Source organism: Pseudocitrobacter cyperus, assembly GCF_039889165.1.
Classification (GTDB): domain Bacteria; phylum Pseudomonadota; class Gammaproteobacteria; order Enterobacterales; family Enterobacteriaceae; genus Pseudocitrobacter; species Pseudocitrobacter cyperus.
Window position 1 is genome coordinate 70,805 of record NZ_JAYMYY010000010.1, and the last position, 19,445, is coordinate 90,249.

At 53.5% G+C, this 19,445-nt stretch carries 18 protein-coding genes; 7 read left to right on the forward strand and 11 right to left on the reverse strand.

Annotation, left to right across the window (positions count from 1 at the left end; translation table 11 throughout):
- Window positions 1-58: 58 nt before the first annotated feature.
- From wzzE to trxA, 4 genes are all read right to left on the reverse strand, one after another.
- Window positions 59-1,102, reverse strand: coding sequence for an ECA polysaccharide chain length modulation protein (wzzE, locus tag VSR74_RS21565; protein WP_347796600.1), 1,044 nt, complete (start codon window positions 1,100-1,102; stop codon window positions 59-61).
- Window positions 1,103-1,115: 13 nt separating this feature from the next.
- The gene (wecA, locus tag VSR74_RS21570; protein ID WP_347796601.1) at window positions 1,116-2,219 is read right to left on the reverse strand and encodes a UDP-N-acetylglucosamine--undecaprenyl-phosphate N-acetylglucosaminephosphotransferase; all 1,104 of its coding nucleotides are present in this window, start codon (window positions 2,217-2,219) and stop codon (window positions 1,116-1,118) included.
- Between the two features lie 237 nt (window positions 2,220-2,456).
- Entirely contained in the window at window positions 2,457-3,716 is a 1,260-nt protein-coding gene (rho, locus tag VSR74_RS21575) for a transcription termination factor Rho (RefSeq protein WP_001054528.1), read from the reverse strand.
- A 331-nt stretch (window positions 3,717-4,047) separates the two neighbouring features.
- The gene (trxA, locus tag VSR74_RS21585; RefSeq protein ID WP_004386384.1) at window positions 4,048-4,377 is read right to left on the reverse strand and encodes a thioredoxin TrxA; all 330 of its coding nucleotides are present in this window, start codon (window positions 4,375-4,377) and stop codon (window positions 4,048-4,050) included.
- A gap of 142 nt (window positions 4,378-4,519) precedes the next feature.
- Here trxA and rhlB point away from each other — a divergent pair, with 142 nt between their 5' ends.
- Both rhlB and gppA read left to right on the forward strand, forming a co-directional pair.
- Window positions 4,520-5,785: an ATP-dependent RNA helicase RhlB gene (gene rhlB, locus VSR74_RS21590; RefSeq protein WP_347796602.1), complete on the forward strand. Its 1,266-nt coding sequence runs from the start codon at window positions 4,520-4,522 to the stop codon at window positions 5,783-5,785.
- A gap of 5 nt (window positions 5,786-5,790) precedes the next feature.
- On the forward strand, window positions 5,791-7,275 hold the full coding sequence (gene gppA / locus VSR74_RS21595) for a guanosine-5'-triphosphate,3'-diphosphate diphosphatase (protein WP_347796603.1): 1,485 nt from the start codon (window positions 5,791-5,793) through the stop codon (window positions 7,273-7,275).
- A gap of 32 nt (window positions 7,276-7,307) precedes the next feature.
- Here gppA and rep read toward each other — a convergent pair whose 3' ends face one another.
- Window positions 7,308-9,329, reverse strand: a complete 2,022-nt coding sequence (gene rep, locus VSR74_RS21600) for a DNA helicase Rep (RefSeq protein ID WP_347796604.1) — start codon at window positions 9,327-9,329, stop codon at window positions 7,308-7,310.
- A gap of 112 nt (window positions 9,330-9,441) precedes the next feature.
- Between rep and ppiC (VSR74_RS21605) the strand changes: the two genes are divergently transcribed.
- Together ppiC (VSR74_RS21605) and ppiC (VSR74_RS21610) are read left to right on the forward strand one after the other, a co-directional pair.
- Window positions 9,442-9,723 (forward strand): peptidylprolyl isomerase PpiC, encoded by a 282-nt coding sequence (gene ppiC / locus VSR74_RS21605; protein WP_347796605.1) that lies wholly within the window; start codon window positions 9,442-9,444, stop codon window positions 9,721-9,723.
- 48 nt (window positions 9,724-9,771) lie between these two features.
- Window positions 9,772-10,053: a peptidylprolyl isomerase PpiC gene (ppiC, locus tag VSR74_RS21610; RefSeq protein WP_108476931.1), complete on the forward strand. Its 282-nt coding sequence runs from the start codon at window positions 9,772-9,774 to the stop codon at window positions 10,051-10,053.
- Between the two features lie 113 nt (window positions 10,054-10,166).
- Here ppiC (VSR74_RS21610) and ilvC read toward each other — a convergent pair whose 3' ends face one another.
- Entirely contained in the window at window positions 10,167-11,642 is a 1,476-nt protein-coding gene (gene ilvC / locus VSR74_RS21615) for a ketol-acid reductoisomerase (RefSeq protein ID WP_347796606.1), read from the reverse strand.
- 152 nt (window positions 11,643-11,794) lie between these two features.
- Between ilvC and ilvY the strand changes: the two genes are divergently transcribed.
- From ilvY to dhaL, 3 genes are all read left to right on the forward strand, one after another.
- The gene (gene ilvY, locus VSR74_RS21620; RefSeq protein ID WP_347796607.1) at window positions 11,795-12,682 is read left to right on the forward strand and encodes an HTH-type transcriptional activator IlvY; all 888 of its coding nucleotides are present in this window, start codon (window positions 11,795-11,797) and stop codon (window positions 12,680-12,682) included.
- Window positions 12,683-12,951: 269 nt separating this feature from the next.
- Entirely contained in the window at window positions 12,952-13,953 is a 1,002-nt protein-coding gene (locus VSR74_RS21625) for a dihydroxyacetone kinase subunit DhaK (RefSeq protein WP_347796608.1), read from the forward strand.
- Window position 13,954: 1 nt separating this feature from the next.
- The gene (gene dhaL / locus VSR74_RS21630; RefSeq protein ID WP_347796609.1) at window positions 13,955-14,584 is read left to right on the forward strand and encodes a dihydroxyacetone kinase subunit DhaL; all 630 of its coding nucleotides are present in this window, start codon (window positions 13,955-13,957) and stop codon (window positions 14,582-14,584) included.
- 56 nt (window positions 14,585-14,640) lie between these two features.
- Here dhaL and VSR74_RS21635 read toward each other — a convergent pair whose 3' ends face one another.
- The 5 genes from VSR74_RS21635 to VSR74_RS21655 form a co-directional block, all read right to left on the reverse strand.
- Complete coding sequence (locus tag VSR74_RS21635; protein ID WP_347796610.1) at window positions 14,641-14,907, reverse strand: HPr family phosphocarrier protein; 267 nt, start codon at window positions 14,905-14,907, stop codon at window positions 14,641-14,643.
- Window positions 14,908-14,923: 16 nt separating this feature from the next.
- A complete protein-coding gene (locus VSR74_RS21640; RefSeq protein ID WP_347796611.1) occupies window positions 14,924-15,568 on the reverse strand; it encodes a dihydroxyacetone kinase family protein in 645 nt (214 codons plus the stop codon).
- An 8-nt stretch (window positions 15,569-15,576) separates the two neighbouring features.
- Window positions 15,577-16,593 (reverse strand): dihydroxyacetone kinase subunit DhaK, encoded by a 1,017-nt coding sequence (locus VSR74_RS21645; RefSeq protein WP_347796612.1) that lies wholly within the window; start codon window positions 16,591-16,593, stop codon window positions 15,577-15,579.
- 29 nt (window positions 16,594-16,622) lie between these two features.
- On the reverse strand, window positions 16,623-17,285 hold the full coding sequence (locus VSR74_RS21650) for a class II aldolase/adducin family protein (protein ID WP_347796613.1): 663 nt from the start codon (window positions 17,283-17,285) through the stop codon (window positions 16,623-16,625).
- A gap of 78 nt (window positions 17,286-17,363) precedes the next feature.
- Entirely contained in the window at window positions 17,364-19,430 is a 2,067-nt protein-coding gene (locus VSR74_RS21655) for a BglG family transcription antiterminator (protein WP_347796614.1), read from the reverse strand.
- Window positions 19,431-19,445: the final 15 nt, after the last annotated feature.

The following is a 19,445-nucleotide window of genomic DNA, read 5'->3' on the forward strand; positions in this document are numbered from 1 at the left end:
CGATTCTCTTCGATTAGATGAGACAGGCCCATCGTCCTTAATTATGACGATGCAGTTACTAGACACGACGACGCGTCAGCGCAACGCCCGCACCGACCAGCGCACCTACAATGCCCCACATTACCATCAGGAAAGCACGGCGTGGACTGGTGCGTTTTACAGGTTCTTCTGGTGTGCGCAAATAACGATATGTCTGAAAGCGCGGGTCAAGTGTTGGGCCAACGTTAAGCGTGTTGAGCATCGCGCGACCTTGATCATACTCCAGATCGTATGTCGGCCCGCTGGCCTGAAGGTTTTCCAGACGCGCCTGCAACATCGGACGGCCCAGCATGAATAGTTCGGAATCAGGCAGTTCTTCTGCGGGAACGTCGGTTTCACTGCGGGAGATATTATGTTGCTCCGCCACTTTGAGCGCGGACTCAACGCTATTAATGCGGCGTTTGAAAATGGTTTGCGCCACCTCTTCCTGGCGCTTCACCTGCGCTTTCATCTGAATAGTGCGCGCAGCCCAGGCGCCTTTAAGTTCATCATTCAGATGACCCGCCGCGCGCTGGCTGGCAAATGCAACATACTGACGTAGCAGATTGTTGGCATCCGGCGCGGTTTCCGCCGTCAGCTTCACACTGTCGCTTACGCTTTTAAGCACGTCGCCCGGCATGAATTGAATGTCGTTGATGAGTTCATCCAGCAACGCCGCATCGGCGCGAGAATTGCCTACCATGCGCTGCTTGTAGTAGTCGGTCTGCGACCAGAAATCGCGACGCGTATCCCAGGAGGCGAGTTGCATAATGAACTCTTTATATGCCTCATCCATTACCGAAGGCTGGATTGTGCCTGCCGGACTGGCTTTTGCATCAAGGTTGCGCAGGAATTGCTGCTGAGAATAGTACCCTCCCAGCATGTTCACGGTTGGGCGATCGGTTATCGCCGTAGCACTCCACTCCTGGCGAGCAAAGAAGGTGTAAATCAGCACAATGACGGCAAACAGCACCGCAAAGCCAATAATCCAACGCTTTCCCGACCACAACGTTCGAAACAGCCCGCGTATATCCAGCTCATTCTCAGCACTCTGTAACTGTGCTTTCGGTAATGGTTGTGTCATTACGTCCCCAGTTTTACTTGGTTAAGTTTTGTGTGTTGCCACTGCTGCGGCGCATGCGGCGCTTCACGCGTTTGATAAAACGCGCCACTTTCCACGCTCTTTTGATGCAGTAACCATACAGGAAAAAGGCGGCCAAAAATAATATCAGCATGGCCCATTCCGGCACGATATGAGTATACTCCGCAACCACGCCAATAGAGGCCAATAGCGCAGCGGCGAGCGTAATGAGAACAAACGCCTGACGGGATGTGAAGCCAGCACGCATAATCAGGTGATGGATGTGCTGGCGGTCTGGAGAGAACGGGCTCATGCCTTTGCGCAGGCGGCGATACATGATAGCCACCATATCCATCAGTGGGATGGCAATAATCCACAATGCCGTGACCGGGCTAATCGGGTGACGCTGGCCCTGGGTCGTTTCCAGCAGGATCCAGATGACAGTAAAGCCTATCAGCGTACTGCCTGCATCGCCCATAAAGACTTTGTAGCGGCGACCCAGAATACCGAGGTTGAGCATAATATAAGGCAGGATGGCGGCGATCATCGCGAAACACCACATCGCCAGGCTCGTCTGCCCGTCAAACCAGAGGATGAACCCCATCGCCGCAAAAGAGACGCAGGAGAGTCCGCCCAACAGGCCATCAATGCCATCTACCATGTTAAAGGCGTTAATCGCAGCCCACACGGCAAACAGCGTCAGGAAGAAACCGAACGGCCCGAGTACCAGTTCCCAGGAGCCGAAGATATAGCCGAGACTACTGAGGTAGAGCTTACCAACGACCATCATCACAATGCCGATGAGCGCCTGAATGGTGGCGCGAATCTTCACACTGATGTCAAAGCGGTCATCGAGCGCACCGATAAAGACCAGTACGCCAGCACAAGCTAAATAGAGTTCAGCATGAGGAATGTAATAATCAACGATACCGAAGGTGAAGCAGATCCCTGCATACACTGAAATTCCGCCGACCAGAGGGATTAATCCCTGGTGACGCTTACGGTAGTTAGGTTTGTCCACTAAACCCACTTTTTTCGCCGCTTTGCGCGCAAAAAAGAGAAACAGGGTCGTGAACAAGAAAATACTGATCAGATCAGCACCGACGGTCAGCAAACTCACAATATATACTCGCAGAGAATATTAATAGTGAAAGTATACCCACGATAGGCCTTCATCAGAAGAGGAAGTCGGATGAGATTTGTTGAAAATCGACTGATTTACAACCAATTCTACAATCAAATCCATCCTGCCGCCGTAAAGGATAACTATCAGTTATATATTCGTTATTAATTTATGGTTCCGACACACAAACAAAAACGCCACGCTTCCGCGTGGCGTTTTTCTACTCAACGATGTTTACGAACGTTTCATCATGTCGAAGAAATCGTCGTTGGTTTTAGTCATCGCCAGTTTGTTAATGAGAAATTCCATCGCATCGATTTCGCCCATCGGGTGAATGATTTTGCGCAGGATCCACATTTTCTGCAGCTCTTCCTGAGTGGTGAGCAGCTCTTCTTTACGGGTACCGGAACGGTTGTAGTCGATAGCAGGAAAGACGCGTTTTTCAGCAATCTTACGAGAGAGGTGCAGTTCCATGTTGCCTGTACCTTTAAACTCTTCGTAGATAACTTCGTCCATTTTAGAACCCGTATCGATAAGCGCCGTGGCGATGATGGTCAGGCTGCCGCCCTCTTCCACGTTACGTGCCGCACCGAAGAAGCGCTTCGGACGGTGCAGGGCGTTAGCGTCCACACCACCGGTCAGGACTTTACCGGAAGCCGGTACCACGGTGTTGTAGGCACGCGCCAGACGGGTGATGGAGTCGAGCAGGATGATCACGTCTTTCTTGTGCTCAACCAGGCGTTTCGCCTTCTCAATAACCATTTCCGCAACCTGAACGTGGCGAGATGCCGGTTCGTCAAAGGTAGAAGCTACCACTTCACCTTTAACCAGACGCTGCATCTCGGTCACTTCTTCCGGACGTTCGTCGATCAGCAACACCATCAGGACGCAGTCCGGGTGGTTGTAGGCGATGCTCTGCGCGATGTTCTGCAGCAGCATGGTTTTACCGGCTTTCGGCGGCGCGACGATCAGGCCACGCTGACCACGACCGATTGGAGAGGCCAGATCCAGCACACGTGCAGTTAAGTCTTCGGTAGAACCGTTACCACGTTCCATACGCAGACGAGAGTTTGCGTGCAGCGGGGTCAAGTTCTCGAACAGGATCTTGTTGCGCGAGTTTTCCGGCTTATCGTAGTTAACTTCGTTAACTTTCAACAGCGCAAAGTAACGCTCACCCTCTTTCGGAGGACGAATCTTACCAGAGATGGTATCACCTGTGCGGAGGTTGAAACGGCGGATTTGGCTGGGAGAAACGTAGATGTCATCAGGACCGGCGAGGTAGGAGCTGTCTGCAGAGCGGAGGAAACCAAATCCATCCTGCAATATCTCCAGCACGCCATCACCAAAGATATCTTCGCCACTCTTCGCGTGCTGCTTCAGGATGGCAAAAATAATGTCCTGCTTGCGCATACGAGCCTGGTTTTCGAGGCCCATATTTTCGCCGAGAGTGATCAGCTCAGAAACCGGCGTATTCTTTAATTCGGTAAGATTCATAATGGTGTGGGTTCTTAAACTCGGGGTAATTCTCGAACTTAATGTTGTGAATGGTATGGCAGGGTCATCCATGCCTGTTTAAGGCCACCAACTCATGTCTGTTCGCTGTCTGGTCACAGGAAAGTACACAGAACTGAAACGACAAGACGGAAAGAGTGATAAGCCAGGAATCTGTCAACTTCACGCGTTGTACCAACGGGAAGTATCGGGTCGAACAAGATTCAAACAAAGATATGTTTAAAACGAAGTCAAAGTTAACTTAGCACGACTGAAGCCGGGCGTCCAGAGTTCCGCTCAAAATAGGAGCACTGAACGCCCTGAGTACTCTCTCTTACGCCAGGTTAGCGTCGAGGAACTCTTTCAACTGACCTTTGGACAGTGCGCCTACTTTGGTCGCCGCCACTTCGCCGTTTTTGAACAGCAGCAGAGTGGGGATACCACGGATACCATATTTCGGTGCAGTGCCCGGGTTCTGATCGATATTCAGTTTAGCCACGGTCAGTTTACCCTGATACTCGTCGGCGATTTCATCCAGAATCGGGGCGATCATTTTGCACGGACCACACCACTCTGCCCAGAAATCGACGAGTGTCAGCCCGTCAGCTTTGAGTACGTCCGTGTCAAAACTGTCGTCAGTCAGGTGAATAATTTTATCGCTCATATATAACTCCACAGGAATAAGCCTGGTGTGTTGTGTAGCATTAATCAACGACGTGTTGATTCTACTTTCGCCAACATTGGTTGACGTTATTTCACCGGATACGCTTTCTTAATGCAATAGTAAGCTGATATTCTACCACACTATGAGCAAAACACATTTAACAGAACAGAAGTTTTCCGACTTCGCCCTGCACCCAAAAGTGATTGAAGCCCTTGAAACTAAAGGGTTTCATAATTGCACGCCCATTCAGGCGCTCGCACTCCCGCTGACGCTGGCGGGTCGTGACGTTGCCGGGCAGGCGCAAACCGGTACCGGGAAAACGATGGCGTTCCTGACGTCAACGTTTCATTATCTTCTTTCTCACCCGGCAATTGCTGATCGCCAGGTGAACCAACCGCGCGCGCTGATCATGGCGCCGACGCGTGAGCTCGCCGTGCAGATCCACGCCGATGCAGAGCCGCTGGCTCAGGCAACTGGCCTGAAACTGGGGCTGGCTTATGGCGGCGATGGCTACGATAAGCAACTGAAAGTGCTGGAAAGCGGCGTTGATATTCTTATTGGCACCACGGGTCGTCTGATCGACTACGCCAAGCAAAACCACATTAACCTTGCGGCAATTCAGGTCATTGTGCTGGACGAAGCCGATCGCATGTACGATCTGGGCTTTATTAAAGATATCCGCTGGCTGTTCCGTCGTATGCCACCAGCCAACCAACGTCTGAACATGCTGTTCTCCGCCACCCTTTCATACCGTGTTCGCGAACTGGCGTTCGAACAGATGAACAACGCCGAATACGTTGAGGTCGAGCCTGAGCAGAAAACGGGCCACCGTATTAAAGAAGAGCTTTTCTATCCGTCTAACGAAGAAAAAATGCGTTTACTGCAAACGCTGTTAGAAGAAGAGTGGCCGGATCGCACCATCATCTTCGCCAACACCAAACACCGTTGTGAAGATATCTGGGGCAGCCTGGCAGCAGATGGCCATCGCGTAGGTCTGCTGACCGGCGATGTAGCGCAGAAAAAACGTCTGCGTATTCTCGAAGAATTTACCCGTGGCGACCTGGATATTCTGGTTGCGACCGACGTTGCCGCGCGTGGCCTGCACATTCCAGCCGTAACGCACGTCTTTAACTACGATCTTCCGGACGACTGTGAAGACTACGTTCACCGCATTGGCCGTACCGGTCGCGCGGGCGCTCGCGGTCATTCAATTAGTCTTGCCTGTGAAGAGTATGCCCTGAACCTGCCGGCAATCGAGACCTATATTGGTCACTCTATTCCGGTCAGCAAGTACAATCCCGATGCGCTGTTAACCGACCTGCCGAAACCATTACGTCTGACGCGAGTTCGTCAGGGCAATGGCCCACGCCGCTCTGGTGCGCCGCGTAACCGCCGTCGTTCAGGTTAAAGAATATGCCCAGCGCCACCTCGTTGTATGCAGCTATAGACCTTGGTTCCAATAGTTTCCATATGCTGGTTGTTCGTGAGGTGGCTGGAAGTATTCAGACGCTGACGCGCATCAAGCGCAAAGTCCGTCTGGCTGCGGGCTTGAGCAGCGATAATATTCTGTCAGCGGAAGCGATGGAGCGCGGGTGGCAATGCCTGCGCTTGTTTGCCGAGCGTTTGCAAGATATTCCCCAACCGCAAATCCGCGTTGTTGCCACTGCCACATTACGCCTGGCGGTCAATGCACAGACATTTCTCGATAAAGCGCAGGAAATCCTCGGCTGTCCGGTTCAGGTCATTCGCGGTGAAGAGGAAGCGCGCCTGATTTATCAGGGCGTGGCGCATACCACCGGTGGCGACGATCGTCGTCTGGTTGTCGATATCGGCGGAGCCAGCACCGAACTGGTCACCGGCAAAGGCGCACAAACCACCTCACTGTTCAGCCTATCGATGGGCTGCGTCACCTGGCTTGAGCGCTTCTTTACCGATCGTAACCTGGCGCAGGAAAATTTCGACGAGGCGGAAAAAGCCGCGCGTGAAGTTCTGCGCCCGGTTGCTGATGAACTGCGAACGCATGGGTGGAAAGTGTGCGTCGGTGCATCCGGTACCGTGCAGGCGTTACAGGAAATCATGATGGCGCAGGGCATGGACGAACGTATCACCCTTGCCAAACTTAAGCAGCTCAAACAGCGGGCAATTCAGTGTGGGCGCCTGGAAGAGCTGGAAATCGAAGGCCTGACGCTGGAACGCGCACTGGTTTTCCCCAGCGGGCTGGCGATTTTAATCGCCATTTTCACTGAGATGAATATTCAGTGCATGACCCTTGCCGGTGGTGCGCTGCGCGAAGGGCTGGTTTACGGCATGTTGCATCTGGCGGTGGATGAAGATATCCGTAGCCGCACACTACGTAACATCCAGCGTCGCTTCATCGTTGATACGGAACAGGCTGCACGCGTTTCTCAACTGGCCTCGCATTTTGCCGATGAGGTCAACACACAGTGGGATATTGAGCCGTTAAGCCGTGAACTGCTACTCAGTGCCTGCCATCTTCACGAAATTGGCCTGAGCGTCGATTTTAAGCAAGCACCGCAGCATGCGGCCTATCTGGTGCGTAATCTCGACTTACCCGGTTTTACGCCTGCGCAGAAAAAATTGCTGGCAACCCTGTTGCTTAACCAAACCAACGCTGTCGATCTCTCTTCACTGCATCAGCAAAATGCCGTACCGCCGCGCGTAGCCGAGCATCTGTGTCGCTTGTTGCGTTTGGCGATTATCTTCGCCAACCGTCGCCGTGACGACCTGCTGCCGGAGATTACACTAACGGCGAATGAAGAGACCATAACCCTGACGCTGCCGACCGGCTGGCTGGAAAAGCATCCGCTGGGCAAAGAGATTGTCGATCAGGAGTGCCAGTGGCAGAGCTACGTACACTGGCCGCTGGTTGTGCAGTAATCCCTGATTAGCCGGATGGCGCACTCATCCGGCTATTTTGCTTTCTTCTCCGCCATCATCGCGCGTATATTCGCCAGATGGCTTTGTCCCTTGTGCATTCTCTCTTCCGCACTGACCACTTTCCGTTCCCGCTCCCACTCTAAATCATCCTGCGGCAACTCCAGCAGAAAACGGCTCGGCTCCGGGCGAATAAGCTCGCCGTACTGCCGACGTTCTTTGCAAAGCGTAAAAATCAGCTCTTTCTGCGCGCGGGTGATCCCCACGTAAGCCAGACGGCGCTCTTCATCCACGTTATCTTCATCGATACTGCTCTGGTGCGGCAGTAACCCCTCTTCCATCCCGACCAGGAACACATACGGAAACTCCAGACCTTTCGACGCATGCAACGTCATAAGCTGCACCTGATCCAGTTCCTCTTCACTCTCGCCACGCTCCATCATATCGCGCAGCGTAAAGCGGGTGACCACTTGCGTCAGGGTCATCGGCTCATCGATTTCGCTGCCTTCCAGCATTTCCGTCATCCAGCCAAACAGCGTGTTGACGTTTTTCATGCGCATTTCAGCGGCTTTTGGGCTGGCGGAGGTTTCGAACAGCCAGGATTCATAATCGATACCATGGATCAGATCGCGCACGGCAGCGATGGGTTCGCGTTCAGATAAACGCTGCACCTCGCCCAACCAATGGGTGAAACGGGTTAATGCTTCATAGCCACGCCCGTTTAGCGTTTGCGTCAGGCCCATATCAAAACTGGCGGCGAACAGGCTCTTATTTCGCGTCATCGCCCACTCGCCCAGCTTCTGCATCGTCGCCGCGCCGATTTCACGCTTTGGCGTATTGACGATACGCAAGAAGGCGCTGTCGTCGTCCGGGTTGGTCAGCACGCGTAGATACGCCAGCAGGTCTTTAATCTCCGGGCGGGAGAAAAACGACGTGCCGCCGGAAATTTTGTACGGGATGCGGTTCTGCATCAGGAATTTTTCGAACACCCGCGACTGGTGATTGCCGCGATAAAGGATTGCGTAATCCTTATACTGCGTTTTGTTCACAAAGTGATGGGCGATGAGTTCGCCGGTCACGCGTTCGGCTTCGTGTTCCTCATTATTAGCACTCAGCACTTTAAGCTCTTTCCCGTAACCCAGTTCTGAGAAGAGACGTTTTTCAAACACGTGTGGATTGTTCGCGATCAAAATATTCGCCGCTTTCAGGATACGTCCGGAAGAGCGGTAGTTTTGTTCGAGCTTAATCACCTGAAGCGCCGGGAAATCCTGGCTCAGCAGCACCAGGTTTTGCGGCCGCGCACCGCGCCAGGAGTAAATCGACTGGTCATCGTCGCCCACCACGGTAAAACGCGCACGCGCACCAACCAGCAGTTTAACCAGTTCATACTGGCTGGTGTTGGTATCCTGATATTCATCCACCATCAGATAACGAATTTTGTTCTGCCAGCGTTCGCGCACCTCTTCGTTGCGTTGCAGCAGCAGCGTCGGCAACAAAATCAGGTCATCGAAATCCAGCACATTGCACGCTTTCATATGCGCGTCATACAGCCCATAGCAGTGGGCAAAAATACGGTCACGCTCGCCTTTTGCGCCTGCCGCCGCCTGTGCAGGTGATTTCAGATCGTTTTTCCAGTTGGAGATCGTCGAGATCAACTGCTGCAGCAATACCTTATCGTCTTCGATCAATCCCTCGGTCAGATCTTTGAGTAACGCCACCTGATCCGTATCGTCGAAAAGAGAGAAGTTGGATTTCATCCCCAGCGCGGCATACTCACGCTTAATAATATCCAGCCCCAGCGTATGGAACGTCGAGATCATCAGACCGCGCGCCTCTTTGCGCCCCAGCGTCTGCGCGACACGCTCTTTCATCTCGCGCGCCGCCTTATTGGTAAAGGTGACCGCGGCAATGTGTCGCGCCTGGTAACCACATTGGTGGATCAGGTGGGCGATTTTATTGGTGATCACGCGAGTCTTACCGGAACCCGCGCCTGCCAGCACCAGGCAGGGGCCGGTAACGAATTCGACAGCTTGTTGTTGGCCGGGGTTTAGACGCATAGGAGTATTGCTCAATCTTCGAACGGGGGGAGGATTGTAGCAGAAAGTTGCGCTGAGATTTACCCGCCGAATGGTAAAGTGTTGAACAGTACAACACGATGAGAACCTCACCATGGCAAAGAGCGCTGCAGCCCTGCATATCCTGGTCAAAACCGAAAAACTCGCCCTTGAGATCCTCGCCAAACTGGATCGCGGCGTCAGCTTTGACCATCTGGCGAAACGCTATTCAAGCTGCCCGTCCGGGCGCAACGGCGGCGATTTAGGGGAGTTCAAACAGGGCGTGATGGTGAAACCATTCGATGAAGCCGTTTTCAGTTGCCCGTTATTGAAACCCCACGGGCCGGTGAAAACCAAATTCGGCTATCACATCATCAAGGTGTTATATCGCCGATAACGCGTGCTAAAATCCCCAGCCTTATTGACCCTTTCGAAGGCGCATATCATGGCAAAAACCGCAGCAGCACTGCATATTCTGGTTAAAGATGAGAAAACCGCTCTGGATCTTCTGGAGCAGATTAAAAACGGCGCCGACTTCGGCAAGCTGGCGAAGAAGCACTCTATTTGCCCGTCAGGCAAACGCGGTGGTGATTTAGGAGAGTTCCGCCAGGGTCAGATGGTTCCGGCGTTTGATAAAGTCGTTTTCTCTTGCCCGGTGCTGGAGCCGACTGGCCCGCTGCACACCCAGTTCGGGTATCACATCATTAAGGTGCTGTACCGTAACTAAGGCTCTAACCCTCTCCCGCAGGGAGAGGGAACGGATGGTGCAAATAGTTAAATATGTGCGGTTTTCACCCTCTCCTTGTGGGAGAGGGCCGGGGTGAGGGCATCAGCGCGCAGTTACCCCGCAACAGCAATACGTTTCATATCCGTCATGTAGCCACGCAGTTTATGACCCACTTTCTCAATCGCATGGCCGCGAATCGCTTCGTTCACATCACGCAGTTGCGCGTTATCAACAGCACCTTCAGCAATCGCTTTACCCAGATCGCCCGGCTGAATTTCAGTCATGAATGATTTCAGCAGCGGCACACAAGCGTAGGAGAACAGGTAGTTACCATACTCGGCGGTATCAGAGATAACCACGTTCATTTCATACAGACGCTTACGGGCGATGGTGTTGGCAATCAGCGGCAGTTCATGCAGTGATTCATAGTAAGCAGACTCTTCGATGATGCCGGAATCAACCATGGTTTCGAACGCCAGCTCAACGCCTGCTTTCACCATCGCGATCATCAGTACGCCTTTATCGAAGTACTCCTGCTCAGCGATTTTGCCTTCAAACTGCGGCGCGGTTTCGAACGCGGTTTTGCCGGTCTCTTCACGCCAGGTCAGCAGTTTCTTATCGTCGTTGGCCCAGTCAGCCATCATGCCGGAGGAAAATTCGCCGGAGATGATGTCATCCATGTGTTTCTGGAACAGCGGTGCCATAATTTCTTTCAGTTGTTCAGACAGCGCATACGCACGCAGTTTCGCCGGGTTCGAGAGACGATCCATCATCAGGGTGATGCCGCCCTGTTTCAGCGCTTCAGTGATGGTTTCCCAGCCAAACTGAATCAGTTTTTCTGCATATGCCGGGTCGGTGCCCTCTTCCACCAGCTTGTCGAAGCACAGCAGAGAACCAGCCTGCAGCATACCGCACAGGATAGTCTGCTCACCCATCAGGTCAGATTTCACTTCCGCAACGAAGGAGGATTCCAGCACGCCCGCACGGTGACCACCGGTTGCAGCGGCCCAGGCTTTGGCAATCGCCATGCCTTCGCCTTTCGGGTCGTTTTCCGGGTGAACGGCGATCAGCGTCGGTACGCCGAAACCACGTTTATACTCTTCACGCACTTCGGTGCCTGGGCATTTCGGCGCCACCATCACCACGGTGATGTCTTTACGGATCTGCTCGCCCACTTCGACGATGTTGAAGCCGTGAGAGTAACCCAGCGCCGCGCCGTCTTTCATCAGCGGCTGAACTGAACGTACAACGTCGGAGTGCTGTTTGTCCGGCGTCAGGTTAACGACCAGGTCGGCCTGCGGGATCAACTCTTCATAGGTACCCACTTTAAAACCGTTGTCGGTTGCTTTACGCCAGGATGCGCGCTTCTCAGCAATCGCTTCTTTACGCAACGCGTAGGAAATATCCAGACCAGAATCACGCATGTTCAGGCCCTGATTCAGACCTTGCGCGCCGCAGCCGACGATGACCACTTTTTTACCCTGAAGGTAGCTTGCGCCATCGGCGAACTCATCGCGACCCATAAAGCGACATTTGCCCAACTGTGCCAGTTGCTGGCGCAGGTTCAGTGTATTGAAGTAGTTAGCCATGGTGATTCCTCGTGATGTTGTACTGTCTTATTGTTCGGTTCGCTTTTCAGCGAGAATGTACCCACATTACAACAGGAAATTTATTGCGGAAATTGATATATTCACAACGTTACATTGCAATATCTGCAACGTAAAAATCGGGAGCGATGCCAGTGGATTTACGCGATCTAAAAATTTTCCTGCATCTGGCGGATAGCCGCCATTTCGGCCGCAGCGCGCGGGCAATGCACGTCAGCCCCTCCACGCTCTCCCGACAAATCCAGCGCCTGGAAGAAGACCTTGGCCAGCCGCTGTTCGTCCGCGATAACCGCACGGTGACGTTAACCGAAGCGGGTGAAGAGCTGCGCATCTTTGCCCAGCAAACGTTGTTGCAGTATCAGCAACTGCGACACACCATCGACCAGCAAGGGCCATCGCTCTCGGGCGAGCTACACATTTTCTGCTCGGTAACGGCGGCCTACAGTCACCTGCCGCCGATCCTTGATCGTTTTCGTGCCGAGCATCCGTCAGTAGAAATTAAGCTCACTACCGGCGACGCCGCCGACGCGATGGAAAAAGTGGTTACCGGCGAAGCGGATCTGGCGATTGCCGGGAAACCGGAAACATTACCCGGCGCAGTTGCGTTTTCGATGCTGGAGAATCTGGCGGTGGTATTGATCGCCCCCGCGTTACCCTGTCCGGTGCGCAATCAGGTCTCCGTTGATAAACCTGACTGGTCGACAATTCCCTTTATCATGGCCGACCAGGGCCCGGTACGCCGCCGAATTGAGCTGTGGTTCCGGCGTAACAAAATCAGCAATCCGTTGATTTACGCCACAGTCGGCGGCCATGAAGCGATGGTATCAATGGTGGCGCTCGGTTGTGGCGTGGCGCTGCTGCCGGAAGTGGTGCTGGAAAACAGCCCGGAACCGGTACGCAACCGCGTGATGATTTTAGAGCGCAGCGATGAGAAGACACCGTTTGAACTGGGTGTTTGTGCACAAAAAAAGCGGCTACATGAGCCGCTGATTGAAGCATTTTGGAAGATTTTGCCGAATTAACACAGATGTACTCATAAAACGCTGTATGGCGTTTTATGAGTCGGAAAAGCTGGATAAGTTCGCCCGTAATTTATTCAAATAATACGCCTCCGGGCACGTCGCGTGCCCCAACTCCGCCAGACTGCTTCTCCCTTCACTGAGTGCGATCGCTTCCCCCAACTATGCCCCCTTCGCGGGAGATTAATTGGTATCAAAGACGCCGGTCCGCAACCCGCCGACCCGGTAAACTCGTCGTAAAGATACGGTACCCTGAACAAGAGGAAGCGACGATGCACAAACCCAAAAAAATATTTAATCACACCGACAATATTCGATCCGAAATCATGGAGGGGCTGGTATACGCCGGGATGGGCAATATTCACGCCCTGCAAGAGTATTGCGCAGTTTACCGTACCGTTACAGACGCCCAAACGGTCATCGTCAGTGGCGGCGGTAGCGGTCATGAGCCCACCTTTGCCGGGTTTGTCGGCGAAGGCGGGATTGATGCCTGCGCGCTGGGAGAAGTGTTTACCTCGCCCTCCCCTGACCAAATCATCGAAGTCAGTCGCGCTGTCCATCAGGGGCAAGGGGTGCTGTTTCTCTACGGCAACTATTCGGGCGACGGTATGAACTTCGACATCGCCGCTGAGATCCTCGCTGAAGAAGGGATTGAGTGCCGCACCGTTCGCGCCACGGATGATATCGCCTCGGCGCCGCCGGAAAGAATGTCCGATCGCCGGGGCGTGGGCGGTCTGGCATTTTTATACAAACTGGCGGGCGCAGCGGCGCAGTTTGAACATTACGATCTGCCCGCGCTGGAAACCCTGGCGCAAAAAGCCAATCACAACACGCGCACGATTGGCGTTGCCCTCAGCGGCTGCGCGCTGCCGCAGGCCGACGCATTCAACTTCACCCTTGCCGACAATGAAATCGAGCTGGGCATTGGCATTCATGGCGAACCGGGACTGTGCCGGATCCCGTTACCGCACACCGATGAACTGGTCGGGATGATGATCGCGCGCTTGTGCGCCGATCTGCCGTTTAGCCGTGGCGATAAGGTGTGCGTCTGCGTCAATAACCTGGGCGCGCTGAGCAATACCGAGCTGATGGTCATCACCCGTAAGGTCGGCATGGCGCTGGCAGAGCGCGGTATTCACAGCCATGACGTGCAGGTCGGCCACTTCTGCACCTCGCTGGAGATGTCCGGCTTTTCGCTGAGTCTGTTGCGGCTGGATGATGAAATGCAGCGTCTGTATGACTACCCCATCCACACCCTCGGCTGGAGAAAATAAGATGAACACCACGCAATTTACCGCCTGCCTGTTGTACGTGGCGGAAGGCATGATCGCCAGCGAGCCTCGCCTGACCGCGCTTGACCAGGTGATTGGCGACGGCGACCACGGCATCGGCATCAAACGCGGATTTACTGCACTGCGCACCTTATTGCTGTCTGCGGATTTTTCTCCGGTAGATATTGGCGACTGTCTGCTGCAAAGCGGCACACGATTGATGACCAGCATGGGCGGCGCGTCCGGCGCCATCTTTGGCACACTTTTTCGTGCGGGCGGCAAAGCATTAGCCGGTCGCGACGAATTTGACGCCCCGACGCTCGCCGCATGGCTGGAAAGCGGAATGCAGGCGATCCACCAGCGCGGCGGTGCGAAGCCTGGCGATAAAACGATGGTGGATGCCTTAGCCGCTGCGACAGCGCGCGCTCACGCCGATGTCGCCCTGACACTCGCGCAAGCGTTGGCCCACAGCGCGCAGGCCGCCATGGCAGGCGCGGAGGAGACCAGTACGATGGTCGCCCGCTTTGGGCGCGCAAAAAATCTCGGTGAACGGGCAATAGGTCATTGCGATCCGGGGGCGGTTTCGATGGCGCTGATCGTGCAGTTTATGAGTGAGTTCGTTAATCAGAAGTAATTAGCACAAAAACCGGCGAGCCATCGCCGGTTTTTACGTGCCAACAGCCACTGCCGCTAATCAAAACCAAACCCTTCGGCAAACAAGACTTTTAATTTTTCCATCGCCTCCTTTTCGTCGCTACCGTTGCATATGATCTCCAGCGATCCTCGCCCTTTAATCCCGGCGCCGAGAATGCTCATAATACTTTTGCCCTTAATCTTCTTGCCTTCGTAGATCATCTCGATCTGTGACTGGTACTGCGCGCAGGCCCTGGCCAGTACCCCCGCCGGACGCGCATGAATACCGTGTTGATTACTGATCCTCACCACCTCTTTCAACATATTAATGCTTCCTTTTTCACTGTCCGTTAAGCGGGTCGATCGCCTGCACAAAATTCGCATAGCCCTGAATCAACAGTCGGGCAACCATTGCGCCGGGGTCAGTAAACGTTCGGGAACGCTCGCCATGAATGGCGGCGCGACCGTGTTGCGCTACCATGGTTGTCGTCTGCTGCACGCCCCACTGCGCCTGCCATAACGCCTCTCGCGCTTGCGTCAACGGCGCGCCCGGCGTAGTTAACACCATCAGTGCCGGGCCAAGGCCGTCGAGAAACGTTTTCTCCCCGGGCTGCGCTTTCCCGCGCTGCTGCACACCGTCGTACCAGGCCTGAAAAAAACGGCCTGCATCGTCCAGCCCTATCGTTTCCCGCCCTTTAAACGTTTTGCCAACCTGCATCAGGCCGGAAGCCATCAACGTTCCCATGGTGGACGGGACGGCAGAAGCCATGGCTTTGCCCGCCATGTAGCAAAATTTCCCGATATCACGCTCGTCGCTCTGCTGCGCATATTGCGCGGCAGCGGCAAAGCCGTCGCTCATCGTCAGCCCCAGATCGCCATCGCCGGCCACGCTATCCAGCTCGGTCAGCAACGGTTTATTTTCATGCATCACCTGCGCCCACTCAGCAAACAGCGGTCGCAGACCTGGTACATCGATGCTCATCATGCCCCTCCTTACGCCGGAAATTGTCGGAACATCGGTGTGTCAGCCTGAGAGTTCAGCAGCGCTTTCAGCTCGTCATCGACCGGCATCAGACTGATGGACATTCCGGTCATCTCCATCGCCGTGGCAAATTCACCGACCCAGACGCGAAACACGCGAATATTGCTCTCGGCAAGGATCTGGTGAACGTGGCGATACATCAGGTACAGCTCCTCCAGTGGCGTCGCGCCGAGGCCATTAATCAGTACGGCGACTTCGTCGCCTCGCAGGCAGGGAGAGTCGGCCAGAATCCACGACATCATCTCTTCGGCAATCTGCCCGGCGCTGAGCTGCGGCCCGCGACGAATACCACTTTCACCGTGGATCCCCATGCCAATTTCCATTTCGTTGTCGCCGATATGAAAACCAGGCTTGCCGATACGCGGCACAATACAGGGCGACAGCGCCACGCCCAGCGTGCGTACACGGTCGCCTGCTTTCTGCGCGATACGCTGCACGGTTTCCAGATCATCCATTCTGGCCGCCGCCGCCCCGGCGCATTTGTAGACGAAGAAAATCCCCGCCACCCCGCGTCGTGTTATTTTCTCCTGCCCGTCGCCCGGCGCAGCGCCCGCAGAGTCATCGGCGGCGATCACCGTTCGCGTACGAATATCGCTCTCCATGTCAGCCATTTCCGCCGCCATATCGAAATTAAAGATGTCGCCGTTGTAGTTGCCATACAGGTAAAGCACGCCCGCGCCGCTATCCACCGCCTGGGTGACGGCTAAAATTTGCTCCGGCGACGGCGACTGAAACACATCGCCAATGGCGCAACCGTCCAGCATCCCTTCGCCCACGTAGCCCAGAAACAGCGGCAGATGGCCGGAACCGCCGCCCGTCACAATGGCCACTTTGCCCGCGACCGGACGCGCTGTGGCTAAACAATGTACGTCGTCGTTAACGAAGCGAAACCGATCCGGGTGCGCGAGGTAAATCCCTTCCAGCATCTGCGGAATAAAATCATCCGCCTGATTAATAAATTTCTTCATGCGTTCCCTCCATGCGTTGCGCTTGCGACTTAACGGGTAAAGGTGATCTGCGACGGATATTCCCAGCGCTGTAACTCTTCCGGCAAAAATGAATCCGGCTCTTTTCCGCCATTAATCATCAGGGCGTGGTAATAAATCTGCGCCATTTCTTCGAGATACGCGGATTTCAGCACCGCTTCATAGGGATCTTTGTCCACGCCAATCGCGCCATGTTTTTCCATCAGGATGGCGTCCGCCCGTTTAATGGGCTCGACAACGCTCTGAGAAAGCGCTGTGGTGCCAGGACGACCATAAGGCGCAACCGGGATCACGCCATCTTTCAGATTAAGAATGGCGCACTCATACACTACCGCCGGAATCGGCTTATTCAGTACCGCAAAGGAGGTCGCAAAAAGAGAGTGAGTATGAGAAATAGCAAAAACGTCCGGACGCGCTTTATAAATTTCGATATGCATTAAACATTCACTGGTCGGACGCAATCCCGCTTCGCTTTCAATAACATTCGCCTCGACATCCATCACCACAATATCTCGCGGCGTTAAATGCATTTTATCGATCGTGGTCGGTGTCACCAGAATAAGTCCAGTTTCTTTATCTCTTACGCTGGAATTTCCCGCTTTATGTTTGCATAATCCCCATTGCTGAGCGGTTCTGGCCATTTCCACAACGTGTTTTTTCTGTATTTCCAACATAATAATCTTCCTGTCTTTGGGGTGAGAATACGCGCTACCGTGACAAATACTGTCGATGACTGTCGCGGTAGCGGTGTTTTATTGGTGATAACGCGCAAATTCGTTTATTAACGCTTGGGTATTCGGCGCACGCCGGATAACATTGCCGCCATCATGAAATTCCAGAAATTCATTTAATTGCGCCAGCGCCTTAAGATGTTTTTGCGGATTACAGGTGGCGAGAACAATAATAATGTCGGCCAGTAAATAATCGGCAACGGAGATCTTATAGGGTAGGCGTAATAACGCCATCCCGGTATCCAGCGCGCCGTCGTCAACGCCCGCATGGGCGATAATCACGCCATCAGCCAGCATAATATAAGGTTGCTCATGGGTAATTTTATTGAGCATGACCTGAACGTAACGTGGCTCGATGACGCCTGACTTCAACAGTGAAGCAGAGGCCTGGGTGATCGCCATCTGCCAGGAGTCGGGAAGTTCGGCGGCAAACTGCACATGTTCCTGGATAAACAACTCGGCCAGCGGCGGCGTTGTCGGTTCTATGTTGCCTGCCGCGCTGCCGCCGCTATTCCCGTCATAGATATAGCTGGCCAGCGCGCGCTGTAGCCCTTTGTGGTCGATGATGTTGCCGAAGCGTTCAAAAATCAGTAGCAGTTGTTCAATCTGAATAATATTCGGATCCACCCCCTGTAGCGTACCGATCACATGGCTGCGAAAGGCGCTTTTCTGAATGCTGCTGATGGACGGATTCACCACAAAAACCATTTTACTGGTACTCAGATGGGTGGTGGAAAAGACGACGTCATAATGGCCGGTATAACGCTCAAACTCGCGGCGGGAGAGCACCTGGGTGAAGTGCAGCTCGGGGAACAGCACCTGCAATGTCAGGAACAGATAGGTGGAGATAGTCGCGCTGTTTTCGCATACCACCACGGCGGTTTTCTGCAATTTGATCTGATGGATAACGCCTTCACGCGTCAACCACCCGCCAAAAAGCACCGTCAGAAATGCCATCTCTTCGTCAGGTATTTCGCAGTGCAGGAGCTTTTCGAACGGCGCCGCCGCCCGACGGACCATCTCATGCAAATGGCTAAATTCTTTGACCACCAAATCATAAACACTGCTGGTATTCGCCAGATGGTAGCGAATCCGATACCAGGCTGGTTTCCAGTGCTGGTAAATCTTTTCGATAAGCTCATTTTTTTCTTTAATGGTGACACAGCTTATTTTTTCGAAATTCGCCACAACCGCCACCACGCTCTCAAGGAGAATCGCATCGAGATGGAAATATTTATCAGCAACGCTTTGAATATTGGAACTTTGAATCAGTGCCGTCAGGAAAATCAGTTCATTTTCGCTATTAATATTGATTTTACTGATAACGCTTTGCAGTAAAGAGAACTCTCTGCTACGGATGATATCAGCGTAGCTGCCCGGAATAGTGACCAGATGTTTTCCGGATTCAATTCGATGCAGGACAAAACAGATAAAATAGATTAATTCTTGTAACTGACGATCGGTAAACTGAATTTTAAACCGTTTTTCAATTTCGCTGAAAACGTTGCCGACCTTCTCCAGATGCGTACTCATGATAGTGTGATATTGCGCGATAATATTTTTCGCTACCGGAATTTCCAGCACCCGACGCAGACAATTGAGTAACAGATAACGTTTTTCCAGCTCCTCCCCCAAAATGTGATACCCATTGCCCCGGTCATAACTGATTTCCAGCCCATGAGCGATAGCTTCAGCGCGGACCTTTTTCAAATCAGTGATGATCGTGTTCTGGCTGACTCCCAGTGAAGAGGAAAGGTGCAGCAGCGACAGCCTTTCGCTGCGGGTCAGCAGCATAAAGATAATCATCTGCCCGCGTTCCTCTTCCGAGAACAGATAGCGATGCTCGCTTTCCGCCGTCTGGTTCTGGCGAAAATGCTCAATAACATGACGAGGGATATACAGCTTTCCCGTTTTCAGGCGATTAATCCGCTCAAAATGGTTGGATTCCAGATAGTCATTCACCTTTTTCAAGGTATAGCTAAGCTGCTTACGCGTCAGGCAAAACTGCTCTTCCAGCTTTGTCCCCGTAATACCGGGGTCGTTTACGATGGCGTCCAGAACCGCTACGACTCGTTTATCCATAGCCATGCCGACTCTCCTGCA

Coding starts and splice junctions, on each gene's coding strand:
- dhaL (WP_347796609.1), top strand. CDS start 13,955: ATGAACACCACGCAATTTACCGCCTGCCTGTTGTACGTGGCGGAAGGC.
- trxA (WP_004386384.1), bottom strand. CDS start 4,377: ATGAGCGATAAAATTATTCACCTGACTGACGACAGTTTTGACACGGAC.
- VSR74_RS21635 (WP_347796610.1), bottom strand. CDS start 14,907: ATGTTGAAAGAGGTGGTGAGGATCAGTAATCAACACGGTATTCATGCG.
- VSR74_RS21645 (WP_347796612.1), bottom strand. CDS start 16,593: ATGAAGAAATTTATTAATCAGGCGGATGATTTTATTCCGCAGATGCTG.
- rhlB (WP_347796602.1), top strand. CDS start 4,520: ATGAGCAAAACACATTTAACAGAACAGAAGTTTTCCGACTTCGCCCTG.
- VSR74_RS21640 (WP_347796611.1), bottom strand. CDS start 15,568: ATGATGAGCATCGATGTACCAGGTCTGCGACCGCTGTTTGCTGAGTGG.
- gppA (WP_347796603.1), top strand. CDS start 5,791: ATGCCCAGCGCCACCTCGTTGTATGCAGCTATAGACCTTGGTTCCAAT.
- wzzE (WP_347796600.1), bottom strand. CDS start 1,102: ATGACACAACCATTACCGAAAGCACAGTTACAGAGTGCTGAGAATGAG.
- ppiC (WP_108476931.1), top strand. CDS start 9,772: ATGGCAAAAACCGCAGCAGCACTGCATATTCTGGTTAAAGATGAGAAA.
- VSR74_RS21655 (WP_347796614.1), bottom strand. CDS start 19,430: ATGGCTATGGATAAACGAGTCGTAGCGGTTCTGGACGCCATCGTAAAC.
- rep (WP_347796604.1), bottom strand. CDS start 9,329: ATGCGTCTAAACCCCGGCCAACAACAAGCTGTCGAATTCGTTACCGGC.
- VSR74_RS21650 (WP_347796613.1), bottom strand. CDS start 17,285: ATGTTGGAAATACAGAAAAAACACGTTGTGGAAATGGCCAGAACCGCT.
- rho (WP_001054528.1), bottom strand. CDS start 3,716: ATGAATCTTACCGAATTAAAGAATACGCCGGTTTCTGAGCTGATCACT.
- ilvC (WP_347796606.1), bottom strand. CDS start 11,642: ATGGCTAACTACTTCAATACACTGAACCTGCGCCAGCAACTGGCACAG.
- VSR74_RS21625 (WP_347796608.1), top strand. CDS start 12,952: ATGCACAAACCCAAAAAAATATTTAATCACACCGACAATATTCGATCC.
- ppiC (WP_347796605.1), top strand. CDS start 9,442: ATGGCAAAGAGCGCTGCAGCCCTGCATATCCTGGTCAAAACCGAAAAA.